At 68.7% G+C, this 14,338-nt stretch carries 11 protein-coding genes and 4 pseudogenes; 7 read left to right on the top strand and 8 right to left on the bottom strand.

Features of this window, described 5'->3' with window-relative positions:
• Positions 1-49 precede the first annotated feature (49 nt).
• The gene (locus tag QQY66_RS00210) at positions 50-1,267 is read left to right on the top strand and encodes a recombinase family protein (RefSeq protein ID WP_301976978.1); all 1,218 of its coding nucleotides are present in this window, start codon (positions 50-52) and stop codon (positions 1,265-1,267) included.
• A gap of 162 nt (positions 1,268-1,429) precedes the next feature.
• Positions 1,430-1,801, top strand: a complete 372-nt coding sequence (locus tag QQY66_RS50145) for a helix-turn-helix domain-containing protein (protein WP_367666946.1) — start codon at positions 1,430-1,432, stop codon at positions 1,799-1,801.
• Positions 1,802-1,859: 58 nt separating this feature from the next.
• Here QQY66_RS50145 and QQY66_RS00205 read toward each other — a convergent pair.
• The 4 genes and pseudogenes from QQY66_RS00205 to QQY66_RS00190 form a co-directional block, all read right to left on the bottom strand.
• Positions 1,860-2,327, bottom strand: a pseudogene (locus QQY66_RS00205) (substrate-binding domain-containing protein); the annotation flags it as partial.
• Between the two features lie 17 nt (positions 2,328-2,344).
• Positions 2,345-2,884 (bottom strand): annotated as a pseudogene (locus QQY66_RS00200) (LacI family DNA-binding transcriptional regulator); the annotation flags it as partial.
• Positions 2,885-3,032: 148 nt separating this feature from the next.
• On the bottom strand, positions 3,033-3,185 hold the full coding sequence (locus tag QQY66_RS00195; protein ID WP_301976977.1) for a hypothetical protein: 153 nt from the start codon (positions 3,183-3,185) through the stop codon (positions 3,033-3,035).
• Positions 3,186-3,563: 378 nt separating this feature from the next.
• A complete protein-coding gene (locus tag QQY66_RS00190) occupies positions 3,564-5,441 on the bottom strand; it encodes a hypothetical protein (protein ID WP_301976976.1) in 1,878 nt (625 codons plus the stop codon).
• A 105-nt stretch (positions 5,442-5,546) separates the two neighbouring features.
• On the opposite strand from QQY66_RS00190, the gene QQY66_RS00185 reads away from it, so the two are divergent.
• Positions 5,547-5,723, top strand: coding sequence for a sulfatase-like hydrolase/transferase (locus QQY66_RS00185; RefSeq protein ID WP_301976975.1), 177 nt, complete (start codon positions 5,547-5,549; stop codon positions 5,721-5,723).
• Between the two features lie 242 nt (positions 5,724-5,965).
• Here QQY66_RS00185 and QQY66_RS00180 read toward each other — a convergent pair whose 3' ends face one another.
• Positions 5,966-6,502: a hypothetical protein gene (locus tag QQY66_RS00180; protein ID WP_301976974.1), complete on the bottom strand. Its 537-nt coding sequence runs from the start codon at positions 6,500-6,502 to the stop codon at positions 5,966-5,968.
• A gap of 120 nt (positions 6,503-6,622) precedes the next feature.
• Positions 6,623-7,369 carry a phosphotransferase family protein gene (locus tag QQY66_RS00175; protein ID WP_301976973.1) on the bottom strand — a complete coding sequence of 249 codons (747 nt, stop codon included), beginning with the start codon at positions 7,367-7,369 and terminating at the stop codon, positions 6,623-6,625.
• A 369-nt stretch (positions 7,370-7,738) separates the two neighbouring features.
• On the opposite strand from QQY66_RS00175, the pseudogene QQY66_RS00170 reads away from it, so the two are divergent.
• From QQY66_RS00170 to QQY66_RS00160, 3 genes and pseudogenes are all read left to right on the top strand, one after another.
• Positions 7,739-8,743 (top strand): annotated as a pseudogene (locus QQY66_RS00170) (IS701 family transposase); the annotation flags it as partial.
• Positions 8,744-9,083: 340 nt separating this feature from the next.
• A protein-coding gene (locus tag QQY66_RS00165; RefSeq protein ID WP_301987079.1) for an IS5 family transposase occupies positions 9,084-9,946 on the top strand; the annotation gives its coding sequence in 2 pieces (ribosomal slippage) (positions 9,084-9,440 and positions 9,443-9,946; 861 coding nt in all).
• 67 nt (positions 9,947-10,013) lie between these two features.
• A pseudogene (locus tag QQY66_RS00160) lies at positions 10,014-10,866 on the top strand (IS5 family transposase).
• Here QQY66_RS00160 and QQY66_RS00155 read toward each other — a convergent pair.
• On the bottom strand, positions 10,816-11,535 hold the full coding sequence (locus QQY66_RS00155; RefSeq protein ID WP_301976972.1) for a DUF2625 domain-containing protein: 720 nt from the start codon (positions 11,533-11,535) through the stop codon (positions 10,816-10,818). The pseudogene QQY66_RS00160 and the gene QQY66_RS00155 sit on opposite strands and share 51 nt — an antisense overlap.
• Before the next feature lie 178 nt (positions 11,536-11,713).
• Between QQY66_RS00155 and QQY66_RS00150 the strand changes: the two genes are divergently transcribed.
• Positions 11,714-13,471 (top strand): FAD-dependent monooxygenase, encoded by a 1,758-nt coding sequence (locus QQY66_RS00150; RefSeq protein ID WP_367667068.1) that lies wholly within the window; start codon positions 11,714-11,716, stop codon positions 13,469-13,471.
• Here the strand turns inward: QQY66_RS00150 and QQY66_RS00145 are convergent.
• Complete coding sequence (locus QQY66_RS00145; RefSeq protein ID WP_301976970.1) at positions 13,468-14,127, bottom strand: ScbR family autoregulator-binding transcription factor; 660 nt, start codon at positions 14,125-14,127, stop codon at positions 13,468-13,470. The two genes, QQY66_RS00150 and QQY66_RS00145, sit on opposite strands and share 4 nt — an antisense overlap.
• Positions 14,128-14,338: the final 211 nt, after the last annotated feature.

The raw sequence follows: 14,338 nt of genomic DNA, 5'->3' as shown, positions 1-14,338 counted from the left end.
GTCTCGTCCCTGACCCGGAGCGCGGCACGTTGTCACCGAGATCTTCCGGTTGCGGGTCCTGGCGAAACTCAGCTACGAGCGCATCGCCGCCAAGCTGAACACCGACCTGCGCAAGTACCCGCCACCCCGGCCCAACCGGGCCGCCACCGCCAAGCACCGCTGGACCCGCTCCGCTGTCCGTTCCATCCTGGAGAACCCCAAGTACACCGGCTACCAGGTGTGGAATCGCAAGGCCCGTAAGAAGCGCGGCAACCGCGCCAACCCCGTCAGCGAGTGGGTCTGGTCTCCCCGGCCCACGCACGAGCCGCTCATCACCCCGCAGCTCTTCGACGCGGCCTGGCCCAGCACCTCCGCACACCCCGAAATCCGCAAGGAGTGCGGGGCCCGCGCCGCCGCAGCCTCCGCCGACCGCTTCTACGTGCTGCGCTCCTACCTCTTCTCCGCACTCTGCAACCACCGGATGTACGGCAAGGACAGCAAGGGACGCTCGTATTACGCCTGCCAGCCGAAGAAAGACCAACACCAGGATGCCGCCTGGTACGCCTCCCACCCCAAAGCGGTCTGGATCAGCGAACGCATTATGCTCGAAGCCATCCACACCTTCTTCGAAGACCGCCTCTTCGGCCCCCAGCGCCGTGAGCTCCTCGCAGCTGCCATGGCCGCGGCACCGGAAGCCACCAGCCCGGACAGGTCAGCCGACATCCAGCGCCTCCAGAACGAGTCCGACCGCCTCGCCCACCGCAAGGAACTCCTCCTCGACCAGCTGGCATCGCCCGACGCAGACGGCGGTGATCCCGAGACAGCGGCGGAGTTCCGCAAGGGCATTCGTAAGCGCTTCGACGCCTTGGAACACAAGCGTCGGGAAGTCCTTGCCCAGCTGAAGCAGTACCGCGAAGAAGCGGCGTCATCGGATGGTCCCGGAGACGTAGAACTCATTGAGGCGATCCCACAGCTCAGCTTCCGGTTCGCCCAGCTCCCGGACGCCCTGAAGCGCGAGATCTTCGATGCCTTCCAGCTCCGCGTCCGTTACGACGGCCGGGACCACGGTGTCCAACTCCAAGCCACGATCTTGGGCGCTGTCGCCCCGGATCTCGCCCAGATCGGGGAACGGGCCGCGGCGGTCGCTCGGGCCGTTGGCCAGCCCATAAGAGAGCGCCCCCGGCGGGAGCCACAATCAAGGGCTGGTCGGGCTGCGCCCCCTGTGACCTGCGGAGATGCGGTGGCGGTGACCGCGTCGACGCACCTACCGAAGACGCGTGCCGGGTGATGTCGGGAGTGGGGCGAAGCACTCCTCGTACACACCTCATTCCCGGCTCCCTTGTGCCCAGCACACCTCAACAAGCTCGTTTTCCAAGCCCTGAGGGCTACTGAGCTCTTCGGATTGTTGTCGGGGGTCGTACGTGTGGTGATCCTGCGGTAGGCCGGGGGTATGCGGTACGCGCAGGGTGGCGGACTGACCGCGGAGCGGCGGCGGTTTCGCGAGGGGATCCGGTACGAGGCGGGCGAGCGGTTCGATCGCGGCGAGAAGACCGCAGTGATCGCGAAGGATCTGCGGGTAAGTGAGCGGTCGGTGGAACGCTGGCTGCGTGCAGGGCGGGAGAGCGGGATGGCCGTGCTCGCCTCCGCGGGGCCGCCGAAGCTTCTCCAGGCTGTCCGATGGCCAGTTCGCGGATTCGTCCCTCCTCCTGTGCCGCCCGTCCGGATTACGTCTGCGAAACGCCAGGCAGGGGAGGGGCGGTCAGTGACGGTGGCGACCCCTACAGCGGGCGGGCCCGGTGTGTGGGCCACCGATGGCCGGTGACGCGCGGGTGGGCGCGCGCCCGGCGGAGAGACCTCGGCCGCGGTGGCGGTCGGCCACATCACCGAGCGAGGCGGTGTGGCGGGGGAGCGGCGGGGTTGCCGTGCACGTCTGTGTCCGTGCCCACTGTGCTCTCCCGCGCCATCACCTCGAAGCCGGCGACCACCTGCCGCGCCGGGCGGTCGGCGCCCTCGATGCGCTCCATGAGCATGCTGACCGCAGTACGGGCGATGCCCTGCTTGTCCGGCGCGATGGACGACAGCGAGGGGGTGGACAGCCGGGCGCCCTCCACGTCGTCCACGCCGATGACGGCGATGTCGTCCGGCACGCGGACGCCTCGCGTGCACAGCTCGCTCAGGGTGGCGAGTGCGGTGCGGTCGTTGAAGCAGAAGATCCCGTCCGGCGGTTCCGGCAGCGCGAGGAGGTGGTCCACCACGGCCTCGGTGACGTCCTGCGGGCATTCGGCTGGTGGTGGGCGACCAGCGCCGGGTCGGGCTCGATCCCGGCCGCGGTGAGGGCGGCCAGATAGCCGGCGTGCCGCTGCCGCGGCTCCTGTGGGGCGCCGGTGCGCCGGGTCGGCGGCGGGCCGATCGCGCCGATCCGCCGGCGGCCGAGGCCCACCAGGTGCCCGGTGGCCGCGGCCACCGCCGCCTTGCTGTCGATGGCCACGCTGTCCGCGGAGCGGACCTTGCGCTCGCCGAGCAGCACCAGTGGCGTCCGGTCGGCGCGGTTGCGCAGATACGTGGCGGACAGCGACCATGGCTGCAGGATCATGCCGTCGAGCATCTGGCTGCGAAAGCCCTCGGCGACGTGCTTCTCCCGCTCCAGATCGCCCTCCGTGCAGTCGATCAGCACGGTGAGGCCGCGGTCCTGGGCCTCCTTGACGATCAGGTGCGAGATTTCGGCGAAGTACGGATTGATCGTCGTCGGGACCGCCGGCGCGATCAGGCCGGTGCGGCCACTGCGCAGGTTGCGGGCGGCGATGTTGGGCCGGTAGTCCAGCTCGGTCAGCGCCCGCTCGACCTTTCCCCGGGTCTCCGGCGTCAGATGCGGATAGTCGTTGAGGACGTTGGACACCGTCTTCATGGACACGCCCGCCAGTTGGGCCACGTCTTTGATTGTCGCGCTCATTGCCGCTCTCCCCGCACCCCGCCGCACAGGCGGGCCCCCGCCGACTTGAAGCATTCTGCCCCGGGCGCGGGCGGGTCCGCACCGGCGGGCCCGCCCACCCCCATTACGGCGCCTTCGCCGGCTCCAGCACCGTCACCGAGGCAGCCGGGAAGCTGTGCTCGAAGCGTCCCGACGGGACCTCGGCCGTGCTCTGCGCCAGCCGTACGTCGTCGGGATGCTCGCCGCTGTTGTAGCTGGTGAAGCTTGCACCGGCCACCGTGGAGACACCGATCCTCCCTGCGTAACGCCGAGACGTCGCCCTGGCCGCCGAACCACAGCGCTCCGAACTCCGTCGTGGCGACGTAGGCATCGCCGGTGCTGTGCACCGCGACGTCCTGCTGCAGATCTTTCACCGGCCGCACCGCCCGCTTCTCGCCGAGCATGTGCTCGTCGTGACCTTCGCGCGCGGTCTCCCGCCGCGTCCCGGGCCCAGCCGCCGTAGTCGCCGCGCCACAGCCCGGCCATCGACCGGCTGTCGTTCGCCGGTGGCGTCACTGCGGCCGGCGAGCCGTCGCTGCTGACGGCCGCCGCCGTCACCCCGGCTGCCGTCAGCGCCAGGGCGAGCCCGGTGGCAGCGCGTTCCTCAGTCGCGTTCTCATGCATTCACCTCGATCAATGTGACGGAGTGAGCAGGGAAGCTGTGCTGGAGTCCGCCGTCTCCGGCGTCTTTCTCGGTGGACGTCACCTTGAGGGCGTCGGGATGGGTGGCGCTGTTGTAGCTGGAGATCTCCGCGCCGTTCAGGGTGTGCACGGTGGCCTTGGCCCCGGACCCCGGCGGCAGGGCAAGGCCGGCGGTCACGGCCTGCTCGCGGTCCCGGTTCAGCACGAACAGCCGCACCGTGCCGTCCCCGGCGCGGGTGCTCAGCACCCGCAGCGCCGCGTAGCCGCCGCCGGTGGCCTGCGGGTTGTTCCGCACCTCGCGCTTCACCGGCGCCGAGCCGGCCAGCTTGCTCACCAGGGCGAGCATGCGGGCGCGACCGGTGTCGGTGAACTCGGGCGCGCCGCCGAAGAGCTCGCCCGCCACGGGCTTGCCGGAGTTGAGGTTCGAGGAGACGGCGAGGGGCACGCCGTGGTTGATCATTCCGATGACGTGTCCGCTCTGGATGAGCACATTGGTCATCGACCCGGCCCATCCCTCCGGGGTGCTGCCCGCGCTGCCCGAGTTGATCGTCCCGTACTCGCTCACCTCGAGGAATGGTCGCTTGCCGCCCCCCGGCCCGTACTGCTCGATCGCCGCTTCGAGCGCGTCGAGTTCCTCGTCCACCACCTTGTCCGCCTCCGGCATGAACCGGTCGTGGATCTCGGCGGGGGCGCCGCTCACTTCTTTGTTCAGGTAGAGGTGCGGGCTGAGGCAGTCGTACGCGTGCTCGCGGCCCATGAGCTTCACGAACTTGGTCTTCTCCCAGGGAGAGCAGACCGAGATGGACGGGTCGGCCTTCTTCATCGCCGCGTAGAAGTCGGTGAATCCGGCGTGCGGGCCGGAGTCGTAGTCGGCCCGGACCGGGGCGTCCGCGCGCGGGATACGGCCGTGTTCGCCGTCGCCGAAACGGACCCGGCCGGTCTTCGCGTCCAGCTCGTACACGGCGGCGTCGGGACCGGCGGAGCCGAGGTCGGCTACCCGGCGCCAGGTCTCGCCGCCGACCCGCACCGTGGCGCTGCCCGGGACGACGGGCGGATACCAGACCTGGAAGTCCTGTCCGGCCGAGCCGTCGCTCACCCCGGCCTCCGGCCGGTGGTCGCACCTGTGACCGACGGGCTGGTCCTGCTGCCGCTGGGTGCCGCCGAAGGCGAACTGCCGCAGCCGGGTGTCGAGGTTTTCGGCGCGCCAGTAGGCCTGGTTGGGGAGATAGAGCTCGTTGCCGACCTCCCAGACGCGGACGTCGTACGGGGCCGGGTGGCCGTTGTCGGCGCGGACCTTGGCCCAGTCGGTGCCGCCGTTGGGGTTGGCGCCGACCTCGGCGTTCATGTACTCGACGTAGTCGCCGGCGTCCTGCGGGGTCTGGGTGGTGCCGTTGGTCATGACGGTGGTGCGGGCGCCGATCACGTCGACGAAGCGCTCGTTCTCGTCCGGCCCGTACCTGCTGTCCATCGGCTCGCCGCCCCCGCCGACGAAGCCGCCGCCGACCTGGCAGCCGCGCTTGTCCTGCGGGCCGATCGCCTGCTTCCAGTCGTAGAGGTTGGCGACGGTGCCGCCGGGATATCGGACGAGTTTCAGCTTGGTCTTCTTCGCCAGCTCGACCATGCGGGCGGACGGCTCGTCTCGTTCGGCGTCCCACATCCCGAGCCCGTTGCGCAGCCAGCGGTGGTTGGCGCCGACGATCTCATCGCGGACGGGGGCGGCGGTCGGCTCCGTGCCGACGGTGATCGTGACGCCTGCCGCCTCCGCTTCGCGGGAGGCGGGTCCTGCCTGGGTGATGGCGGTGAAAACGAGCACGCCGCCGAGTGCTGCGGCGAGTGCTGTACGTCGGTGCATCCTGCTCCCCTCCGGGGTGGCGGTGTCACTGCCGTTGCGTGTACAACGTAATACTCAACTTGCCAACCCCGGCGCTGTCTTGAGACGGCCGGGAGGAGTGATTCGATGCCCACCGACCGGCCCGCGGTGTTGTTGATCACGGCGGATCAGCTGCGGCGGGATGCACTGGGGTGTTACGGGGGCCGGGCGGTGGGGACGCCGCATCTGGACCGGTTGGCGGGGGAGGGGACGGTCCTCGGCCTGGGCGTACACGGCGAGTCCGTGGTGTCTGCCGAGCCGTAGCTCGCTGCTGACGGGGCGTTATCCGCGTAACCACAGGGCGTACAGCAACCTCCGGGAAGTCGCGTGGCTGTCGCCGCAGCTGCCGAATCTGTTGGGCATCACACACGGAGCTGCACGACATGGCTTCCGACCCCGGCGAGGTCCACAACCTCGCCGGTCTGCCGAGGCCGCCGCCGTACAGCGCGATCTTCAGACCGCCACGCTCGACGCGCTCCTACGCACCACGCTGCCGTGAGCCCGGCCTACGCCTTCTCGTACATCTCCGCCGTGTAGTCCTTCCGAGGCTCCCAGTTGGAGAAGGCCCAGTCCTCAAGGTCCACCTTCGCGCCCTTCCTCTTCGCCTTCGCCAGCGCCTGCTCGCGGTTCTTCTCGCTGCGGTCGCTGAGCGCCTTCAGCTCACCGCGCACCGAGGTGAGGTCGCCGCTGAACAACCCCTGCACGACCTCACCCAACTGCGGCTGAATCTCCTTCTGCTCCGCCTGCACCACGGCCACGCCCGGGTTCCGCCTGGCCGGCGCCGGGGCCTTGAAGACCGCGTCCTGGAAGAGCGCGACAACCTTCTTGTACGCCGGGTGCACGTCGGCCTTGTCGATCGCGGACAGGTCCAGCGGCGGCTGGTCCATCTTCTCCGCGAGCTTCACGTAGTGCTCCGGCAGGGTGAAGTACTCCAGCAGCCTGCTCGCGTCCCGTACCCGCTTGGAGTCTCCCGAGATCCAGAAGACACCTTCCTGCGGCGGCCGGTACGCCGCCACCGGCTTGCCCTTCTCGGGCACCAGCATCGGCCCGATGCCCAGCTTGTCGGTGAACTGCTTTGTTGAGAGTAAGGGCGGGCGGTCGCCCCAGGGGATGGCCTGCTCGATGCGTCGACACGCATACGTAGCAGTCGGGCCCGCGCAGCCTCACATCCGGGATCTCAGCACGGCGACCTCACAGCCCGGCGCGAAGGGGTCGAAGCCGTGCTCGATCAGCCAGCGAACCGCCAGCAGGCTTCGCAACGACCACCACGCGTGGATCACGTCGAGGTCGATGTCGCTGCCATAGCCGGCGATGACGTCGTCGAGGTGCTCCTCGTGTCCGAGCGTGAAGGTGGCGAGGTCGTACAGGGCATCACCCTGGCCCGCCTCGGACCAGTCGATGATGCCGGTGACCTCGTCGCCGTCGACGAAGACGTGCGCGATCTGCAGGTCGCCGTGTGTGAACGCCGCAGTCCACGGCCGGAGCGCGGCCTCGGCGACCTGGCGGTTGCGGGTGACCAGGTCAGCGGGCAGGACACCGTTCGTCACGAGCAACTCGCACTCGTCGTCGAGTTCCGCCGCCAACGCGACGATGCTCCGCCCGGCCCGGCCCGGCAGGCGCGGCAGGGACGCTTCGTGCAGCTTCCCGATGGCGGCACCCGCCGCGGCCCACGCCGCCGGCGACCCGGTCGACGGCCCTCCGAGGCGCCCGAGCGTCGTCCCCGGGAGTGCGGCGATCGCGAGCACGGGCGGCTTGCGCCACAGGACCTCCGGGGTCGGGACCGGCGCCAGAGACATCGCCTCGACCTCGACGTCGATACGCGCCTGATCGGCGTCCACCTTCAAGAACACGTCACCGACGCGCAGAGTCGCGCGCTCGGAATGGGCGACGACGACTTTGACCTCATCCATGGGCGACCAGTCTCCCGGAGATGATCGCCGACGTCGCCGGGTTTATCGCGTGCGATTACGCGGCTGACCGCGTCCCGCTACCCGGCGGCCTCGTGCACGACACCGACCGCTGACCAGGTCAAGCCCACCACTTTTGTTAGGAGCCCTAATACTCCAGCGGTAGTTCGCTATTCGCGCTGGGCAGAGGCGGCTTCTCGGAGTCTACTGGCTGACGCTGCGTCATGTGGTTGGAGTTCGTGACGCCGGGCGCGGCGGCCCGTTGAACTGGTCGTGCGGGAATGGGAATACGCCGAGGAATGGGCGGCACAGCTCGATGAGGCGCTGGTGCGGGTCGGCCACCGGTTCTCCCGGGTCGATCTGCGCCGGCAGATGCGCGCATACGTGCGCGGGCTGCTCGGGCCGGTGGACAGAAAGATCGGCTGGCAGCTGGCGGAGTACGCGGGTCACGATGGTCCCGGCGGGCTGCAGCACCTGCTCAACCGTGCCTGCTGGGAGGCGGACGGGGTCCGCGATGACCTGCAGGCATACGTCGCTGAGCGCCTCGGGGGCGATGACGGCGTGCTGATCATCGACGACACTGGGTTCTTGAAGAAGGGCACCACCTCCGCCGGGGTGCAGCGCCAGTACAGCGGGACTGCCGGACGCACCGAGAACTGCCAGATCGGGGTGTTCGCCGCCTACGCATCCCGCCGGGGCCGGACGCTGGTGGACCGGGAGCTGTATCTGCCGAAGTCATGGACCGACGATCGGGAGCGGTGCCGTGCGGCGAAGGTTCCCGATGAGCGGGCGTTCGCCACCAAAGGTGAGCTGGCCAAGGCGATGATCGCCCGGGCGCTCGCCTCGACGCTGCCGATCGTGTGGGTGACGGCCGACAGCCTCTACGGGCAGGAGTGGCGCTTTCGCCGGATGCTGGAGGAGACCGGAGTCGGCGACGTGCTGGCCGTGCCGAAATCCCAGCAGATCAAGTCGCTCGCCGGGATCTGGCGCATCGACCAACTGATCGCCGAAGCACCCGACGATGCCTGGCAGCGGCTCTCGGCAGGTGACGGCGCCAAGGGCCCGCGCGTCTACGACTGGGCCGCGGCCAAGTTGCCGGCCGTTCCATTCTTCGACGGGGACACTCCCACCCATGACCGGTGGGTGCTGGCCCGCCGCAGCCTGGCCCGCCCTGAGGAGATCGCCTACTACATGGCCTACGCCCCCGTCGGCACGACCATCGAGACGCTGGTCGCCGTCGCCGGGTCTCGGTGGGCGATCGAGGAGTGCTTTCAAAGCGCGAAGAACGAGTGCGGCCTGGACCAATACGAGGTCCGCCGCTACCCCGGCTGGTATCGGCACGTCACCTTGGCCATGCTCGCCCACGCCTTCCTCGCCGCCATGGCTGCCCAGGCAAGCGCAAGGGGGGGCCGCAGAAACGGATCAGCCCTCGCACCCCTCACCCTGGCGGAGATCCGGCGGCTCCTGGCAGTTAGGTCTGCCCTCCCAGCACACGGTCCCGACCGCGATCGCGCACTGAGATGGTCCCGATTCCGACGCCGCCATCAGGCCACCGCCCAACGCTGTCACTATCAACGCCGCGCCCGGCGTCACGAACTCCAACCACATGACGCAGCGTCAGCCAGTAGACTCCGAGAAGCCGCCTCTGACCAGCGCGAATAGCGATCTACAGCTAGGGTCCGTCTTCAAAGATCATCGAGTGGTGGATCATGGTGGGATGATACGTCGTCATGAACTCACCGATCAGGAGTGGGAGTTACTCGCTCCGCTGATACCGCGGGCTGTGACGGGCCGGCCGCGGGTGTCGGACCGGCAGGTCATCAACGGGATGGTCTACAAGATCCGGACCGGGATATCCTGGCGTGACCTGCCGGAACGCTACGGTCCATGGCAGACCGTCTGCACCCGCTTCCGCCGCTACGCCCTGGACGGCGTGTTCACCCGGGCTCTTCAGCAGATCCAAGCTGGTGCGGACGCGGCCGGCGACATCGACTGGCTCGTCCAGATCGACTCCACCATCGTCCGCGTCCACCAGCACGCGGCCGCCACCGGCCGAAAAGGGGGCACCATCGGCCGGACGAACCGGACGATCACGCCCTCGGTCGATCCCGAGGCGGACTGACCACCAAAATCCATCTCGCCTGCGACGGCAAGGGGCGCCCGCTCGCAGTCCTGGTGACGCCAGGGCAACGTCACGACAGCATCTGCGCGCGCCCTCTTCTGGAGCGCATCCGTGTCCCTCGCACCGGACCGGGCCGACCCCGTTGCAGGCCTGATCAGGTCATCGCAGACAAGGCCTACAGCTCCCGCGGCTTCCGCGCCTACCTGCGTAAACGCGGCATCGGGCACACTATCCCGGAGAAGACCGACCAGCAGCGACACCGGCACAACCGTGGCGGTCGCGGCGGGCGGCCACCGGTGTTCGACCGGCAGGTCTACCGTCAACGCAACGTCGTCGAACGCTGCTTCAACCGGCTCAAAGGCTTCCGTGGAATCGCCACCCGATACGAGAAGACCGCCGCCTCCTACGAAGCAGCGGTCACACTCGCGTCATTCCTGCTCTGGGCAAGATCCGTTTGAAGACGGACCCTAGTGCTAAGAGGTCGTCTCAACTGGCTTGGTCACTTGTCTGGCGGCCGTGATGGCGATGGTGGAGCGTCTGGTGCCGGATGGGTTGTGGGAGTTGTTCCAGGGGGTGGTTCGGGCTGCCCCGGTACGGCCTCAGGGTGGTGGTCGACGCAGGTATGGAGATCGGCAGGTGCTGGCGGCCGTCGTCTTCGTGGCCACGGCGGGCTGCGCGTGGCGGCAACTGCCGCCGGACTTCGGCCTGTCCGGGCCGACCACACACCGGCGCTTCACCGAGTGGAGCGGGCCCGGGTGTGGGGCAAGCTCTACCGCCTGATCCTGGACGAGCTCGGCGCCCGCGGCATCCTGGACTGGTCGCGGTGCGCGATCGACTCGGTCGATATGCGGGCAGCGAAAGGGGGGACCTGACGGGTCCGAATCCCGTAGATCGCGGCAAGAAGGGATTAAAGATCCACTTGATTACAGAGCGGAGCGGCTTGCCTGTCTCCATCGGTCTCTCCGCCGCGAACACCCACGACCGCCAGGGGCTGGAGCCCCTTGTGCGGGGTATCCCGCCCATCCGCTCCCGGCGCGGGCCACGGCGGCGACGGCCGGCCAAGCTCCGCGGTGACAAGGGCTACGACTATGATCACCTGCGCCGATGGCTCCGGTCCCGGAGCATCATCCCGCGCATTGCTCGCAAGGGTATCGAGTCCTCCCAGCGGCTGGGCCGCCACCGCTGGACCGTGGAGCGAACGGTGGCCTGGCTGGCCGGTTGCCGCCGCCTGCATCGTCGCTATGAGCGCAAGGCGGAGCACTTCCTGGCCTTCGCCGGGATCGCTGCTGCCCTGATCTGTTATCGCCGGCTGGACGGGGCGGCCGATTCACACGGCGCCGAGAAAGCCCGGATCAACGCCATCGAACTGTCGGCATGAGTCCCTGGCGACGCCAAGCAACTCCCTCATGGATACGGCTCGGCGGCTGGTGGCGGAGATGTCCTGGCGCGCCTCGGCAGACCACAATGGTGGCAACAGTGACAAGCCCTGCTTACCGTCCAGCGCCCGGACCTCCTCGTGCCAGCCGGGCCAGCGCAGATCGGCGTAGAACTCATCGAGTGCCCCGGACACCAGCCAGGCCAGCCACGTCGAGTGACCGACACTTAGAGCCTCCCAGCGAAGGGAATCCGGGGCGAAGTAGACAACCTCGCCGGGCTGGCCGGCACTGGCGGGAGCAGCGCCGTTGAGAGCGAAGACGCCGCCCAGCACGTCGTGTGCCAAGACCAAACCCATCTCAGGCTGCCACGCCGGGTCGAACGTTTCGGGGAACTGATTCACGCGAGCCAGGCTCGGCACCCCGTGCGCAGCCTCACTTTCGGGGCTGCCGAAGACCCGCAGCCATCCGTCGTCCACCAGCAGACCGCCGCAGTGCAGAGCCACCGCACCCAGGTACGACCTGGCCGTGACCTGCAGCTGAAGAATCGACGCACTGCCCAGATCAGCATCGAGCGGAAGCACCTCGACAGACACCGGACTTGCATCAAGTGTCTCCCTGAGCTCCGGCCAGGCCGGTTCCTCGACATCGATCAGCTGGCTCAACTCACGCATGCCCGCATCGTCGCACCCGCACTGTGCGTCCCAATCGGCAGGTCGCTTCGACCAGCCACCCGCCTATGGAGATGGCCTCTGAGCCGACTCTGGCTGCTGTCGCAGGGGGCGGCGGTGGCCCTGGGTGGTGCGGGTTTCGGGGAGGGGGTTGTGGGTCTGTGTGTGGGTGGTCGGTGGCATGGGGTGTGGGGTGTGGGGTGTGGGGTTGGTGGTTGGTTGTGTAGGTCGGTCAATGGCTTGCAAAGAACCGTCCAACCGGTATATTTCTTGTTCGTTGGTGGGTTCGTTGGTGGGTTCGTTGGTGTGGGTGGTTGGGGGGGTGGGGTTGGTGTGGGGTTTGCGGGTGGAGGTGGTGGTTGTGGGTGGGGGGCCGGTGGGGTTGGTTCTTGCTGCGGAGTTGGCGGGGTTTGGGGTGCGGACGGTGGTGGTGGAGTCGGCTGTGGGTGTGTCGGGGTGGCCGAAGGCGACGACGTTGCATGCGCGTGCGGTGCAGTGTTTGGTGAGGCGTGGTTATTTGGGGGGGTTGGTGGGTGGGGGTGGTGTGGGGGGTGGTTTGTTTCATTTTGGGGGGATTCCGGGGTTGGTGATTTCGGTTCCTGCTGGGGAGCCGGAGGCGGTGTTGAAGTGTTCGCAGGAGGAGTTGGAGCGTCATTTTGAGTGGCGGGCGCGGGTGGCTGGTGCGTGGGTTTTGCGTGGGTATCGGGTGACGGGGGTGTGGCAGGGGCGGGAGGGGGTGGGTGTTACGGCGCAGGGTCCGGGGGGGCGGGTGGGGTTGGTGGGTGGGTATTTGGTGGGGGCGGATGGTGCGCGCAGTGTGGTGCGGGAGCAGGGGGGTTTTGTGTCGCGGACGTGTCCGGCCACGGTGTCGGCGTTGGCGGGTGATGTTCGTGTGGTGGGGGGTGGGGTTCTTGAGGCGGGGTGGCATCGTACGGAGCGGGGGTGGATTGTTGCCAAGGAGGTGGCGGGGGGTGTGGTGCGGTTGCGGACTCTTAATTGCGGGGGTGCGCATGTTGAGCGTGGTGTGCCGCTGACTTTGGAGGAGTTGCGGCGGGAGGTGTGCTGGATCGCGGGGCGGGATGTCGCGTTGGGGGAGGGGAGGTGGTTGAGCAGGTTCAGTGATTTCTCCCGGTTGGCGGTGTCCTACCGCAGGGGGCGGATCTTTTTGGCGGGGGATGCGGCGCATGTGCATTTCCCGATCGGTGGGCAGGGGCTGTCTACCGGGCTGCTGGATGCGGTCAACCTCGGCTGGAAGCTTGCGTTTACGGTGCGTGGCGGTGCGGGCGCGGGGCTGCTGGACACCTATGATGCCGAGCGCCGGCCTGCTGCTCAGCGGGTTATCGACAGTGCGCGGGCCCAGTTGGCTCTGATGCGGCCGGGGCCCGAGTTCGACCGGCTGCGTGTGCTGTTCGGCCGGTTGCTGGCCGGTGGCGGGGAGGGTGGCGCGCTGGCGGCCATGGTCAGTGCCCAGGACACGGTTCTTCCGCCGCGTACCGCGCGGCCCTCTCCGTGGGAGGGAAGGTTTTTGCATAATGTCCAGCTGGCTACCCGTGAGGGTCCTGCTGATGTGATCGGGCTGCTGCGTGAGGGCCGGCCCCTGCTGCTGCTGTTCGGTGAGCGGGGCGGCCGTTATCTTCGGCAGGCGCGGGGCTGGGGCTCGCTGCTGCGTATCGTGCGGGCGGCGCGGACGCCGCAGCTGCCGTGCGAGGCGCTGCTGGTGCGGCCCGACGGGTATGTCGCCTGGGGGCCGGGGGGTGAGGGGCTTGAGGCGGCGCTGGGGCAGTGGTTCGGCGGCCCCCCGGACACCCCGGACACCCCGGACACCCCGGTCACCCCGGTCACCCCGGTCACCCCGGGCATCCCGGCTGCCCCGGCTGCCCCGGCTGCCGGGGGTGCCCGGGGTGTGGTGGCGGGGGGTCTGGCTGGCTGGGGTGTCTAGGGCCGGCGTGCGGATGTGGCCAGTGCCTGAAGTTCCTCGAAGACCGCTGCGCCGCGGCTCTCGGTGAGGTCTGCGGAGGTCAGGACGGAGGACAGGACCACGCTGGGCAGCAGGTGCCGCAGCAGGGCGGCGACCCTGTTCAGCAGGTCCTGGTAGTTGCACATGGCCTGGGACATGGCCTGGACGCCGGCGAAGGAGCCCACCATGACGTCGGCGGTTTCCTTCGGCTGGACGTGCGGGAGCAGTTCGCCTTGGGTCTGTGCCTTTTCCAGCAGTTCGGTGACGACCTCGGCCCAGCGTACGAAGGGGCCGCTGCGGTCGAGTCCGTGGGCCTGCTGGTCGAGTGAGAGCCGCACGCCTGCCCGTACCATCGGGTCGGTCTGCAGCCGGTATGCCTGCAGCAGCACGGTGTCCACGATCTGCTGGATCTTGCAGGCGCGGTCGGGGATGGGCAGCTGCTGGTCCTGCTCGTGGAGCACTCCTTGGGCCAGGTGTTCCTTCGAGGGGAAGTGGAAGTACAGGGCCCCCTTGGTCACGTCGGCCGCGGCGAGGATCTCGCTGATGGTCGCGGCCTGGTAGCCGCGTTCCTCGAAGATCCTGGCCGCGGCGACGAGGATCGTTCGCCGTGTCCGGATTGCCCGGTCCTGCTTGACCATGTCGGCCTCCTCCAATCGATGAGCCCGGAGACCCCTTACAAAAAAACCGTCTAGTTTGTATCTTACAGGTAGTCGCGTGGTGCGCAGCCCTCCGGTCGTGCCGAATTCAAGGAATGGCGTGAAGCCTGCAGGCGGACGACGGACGACGGACGACGGACGACGGACGAGGGACGAGGGGGCTGTGGGGCGCGGCAGGTGCGGTCGGTGTGTG

The sequence above is a fragment of the Streptomyces sp. DG2A-72 genome (assembly GCF_030499575.1).
Lineage (GTDB): Bacteria > Actinomycetota > Actinomycetes > Streptomycetales > Streptomycetaceae > Streptomyces.
This window is presented reverse-complemented; position numbering and strand designations above follow the sequence as displayed.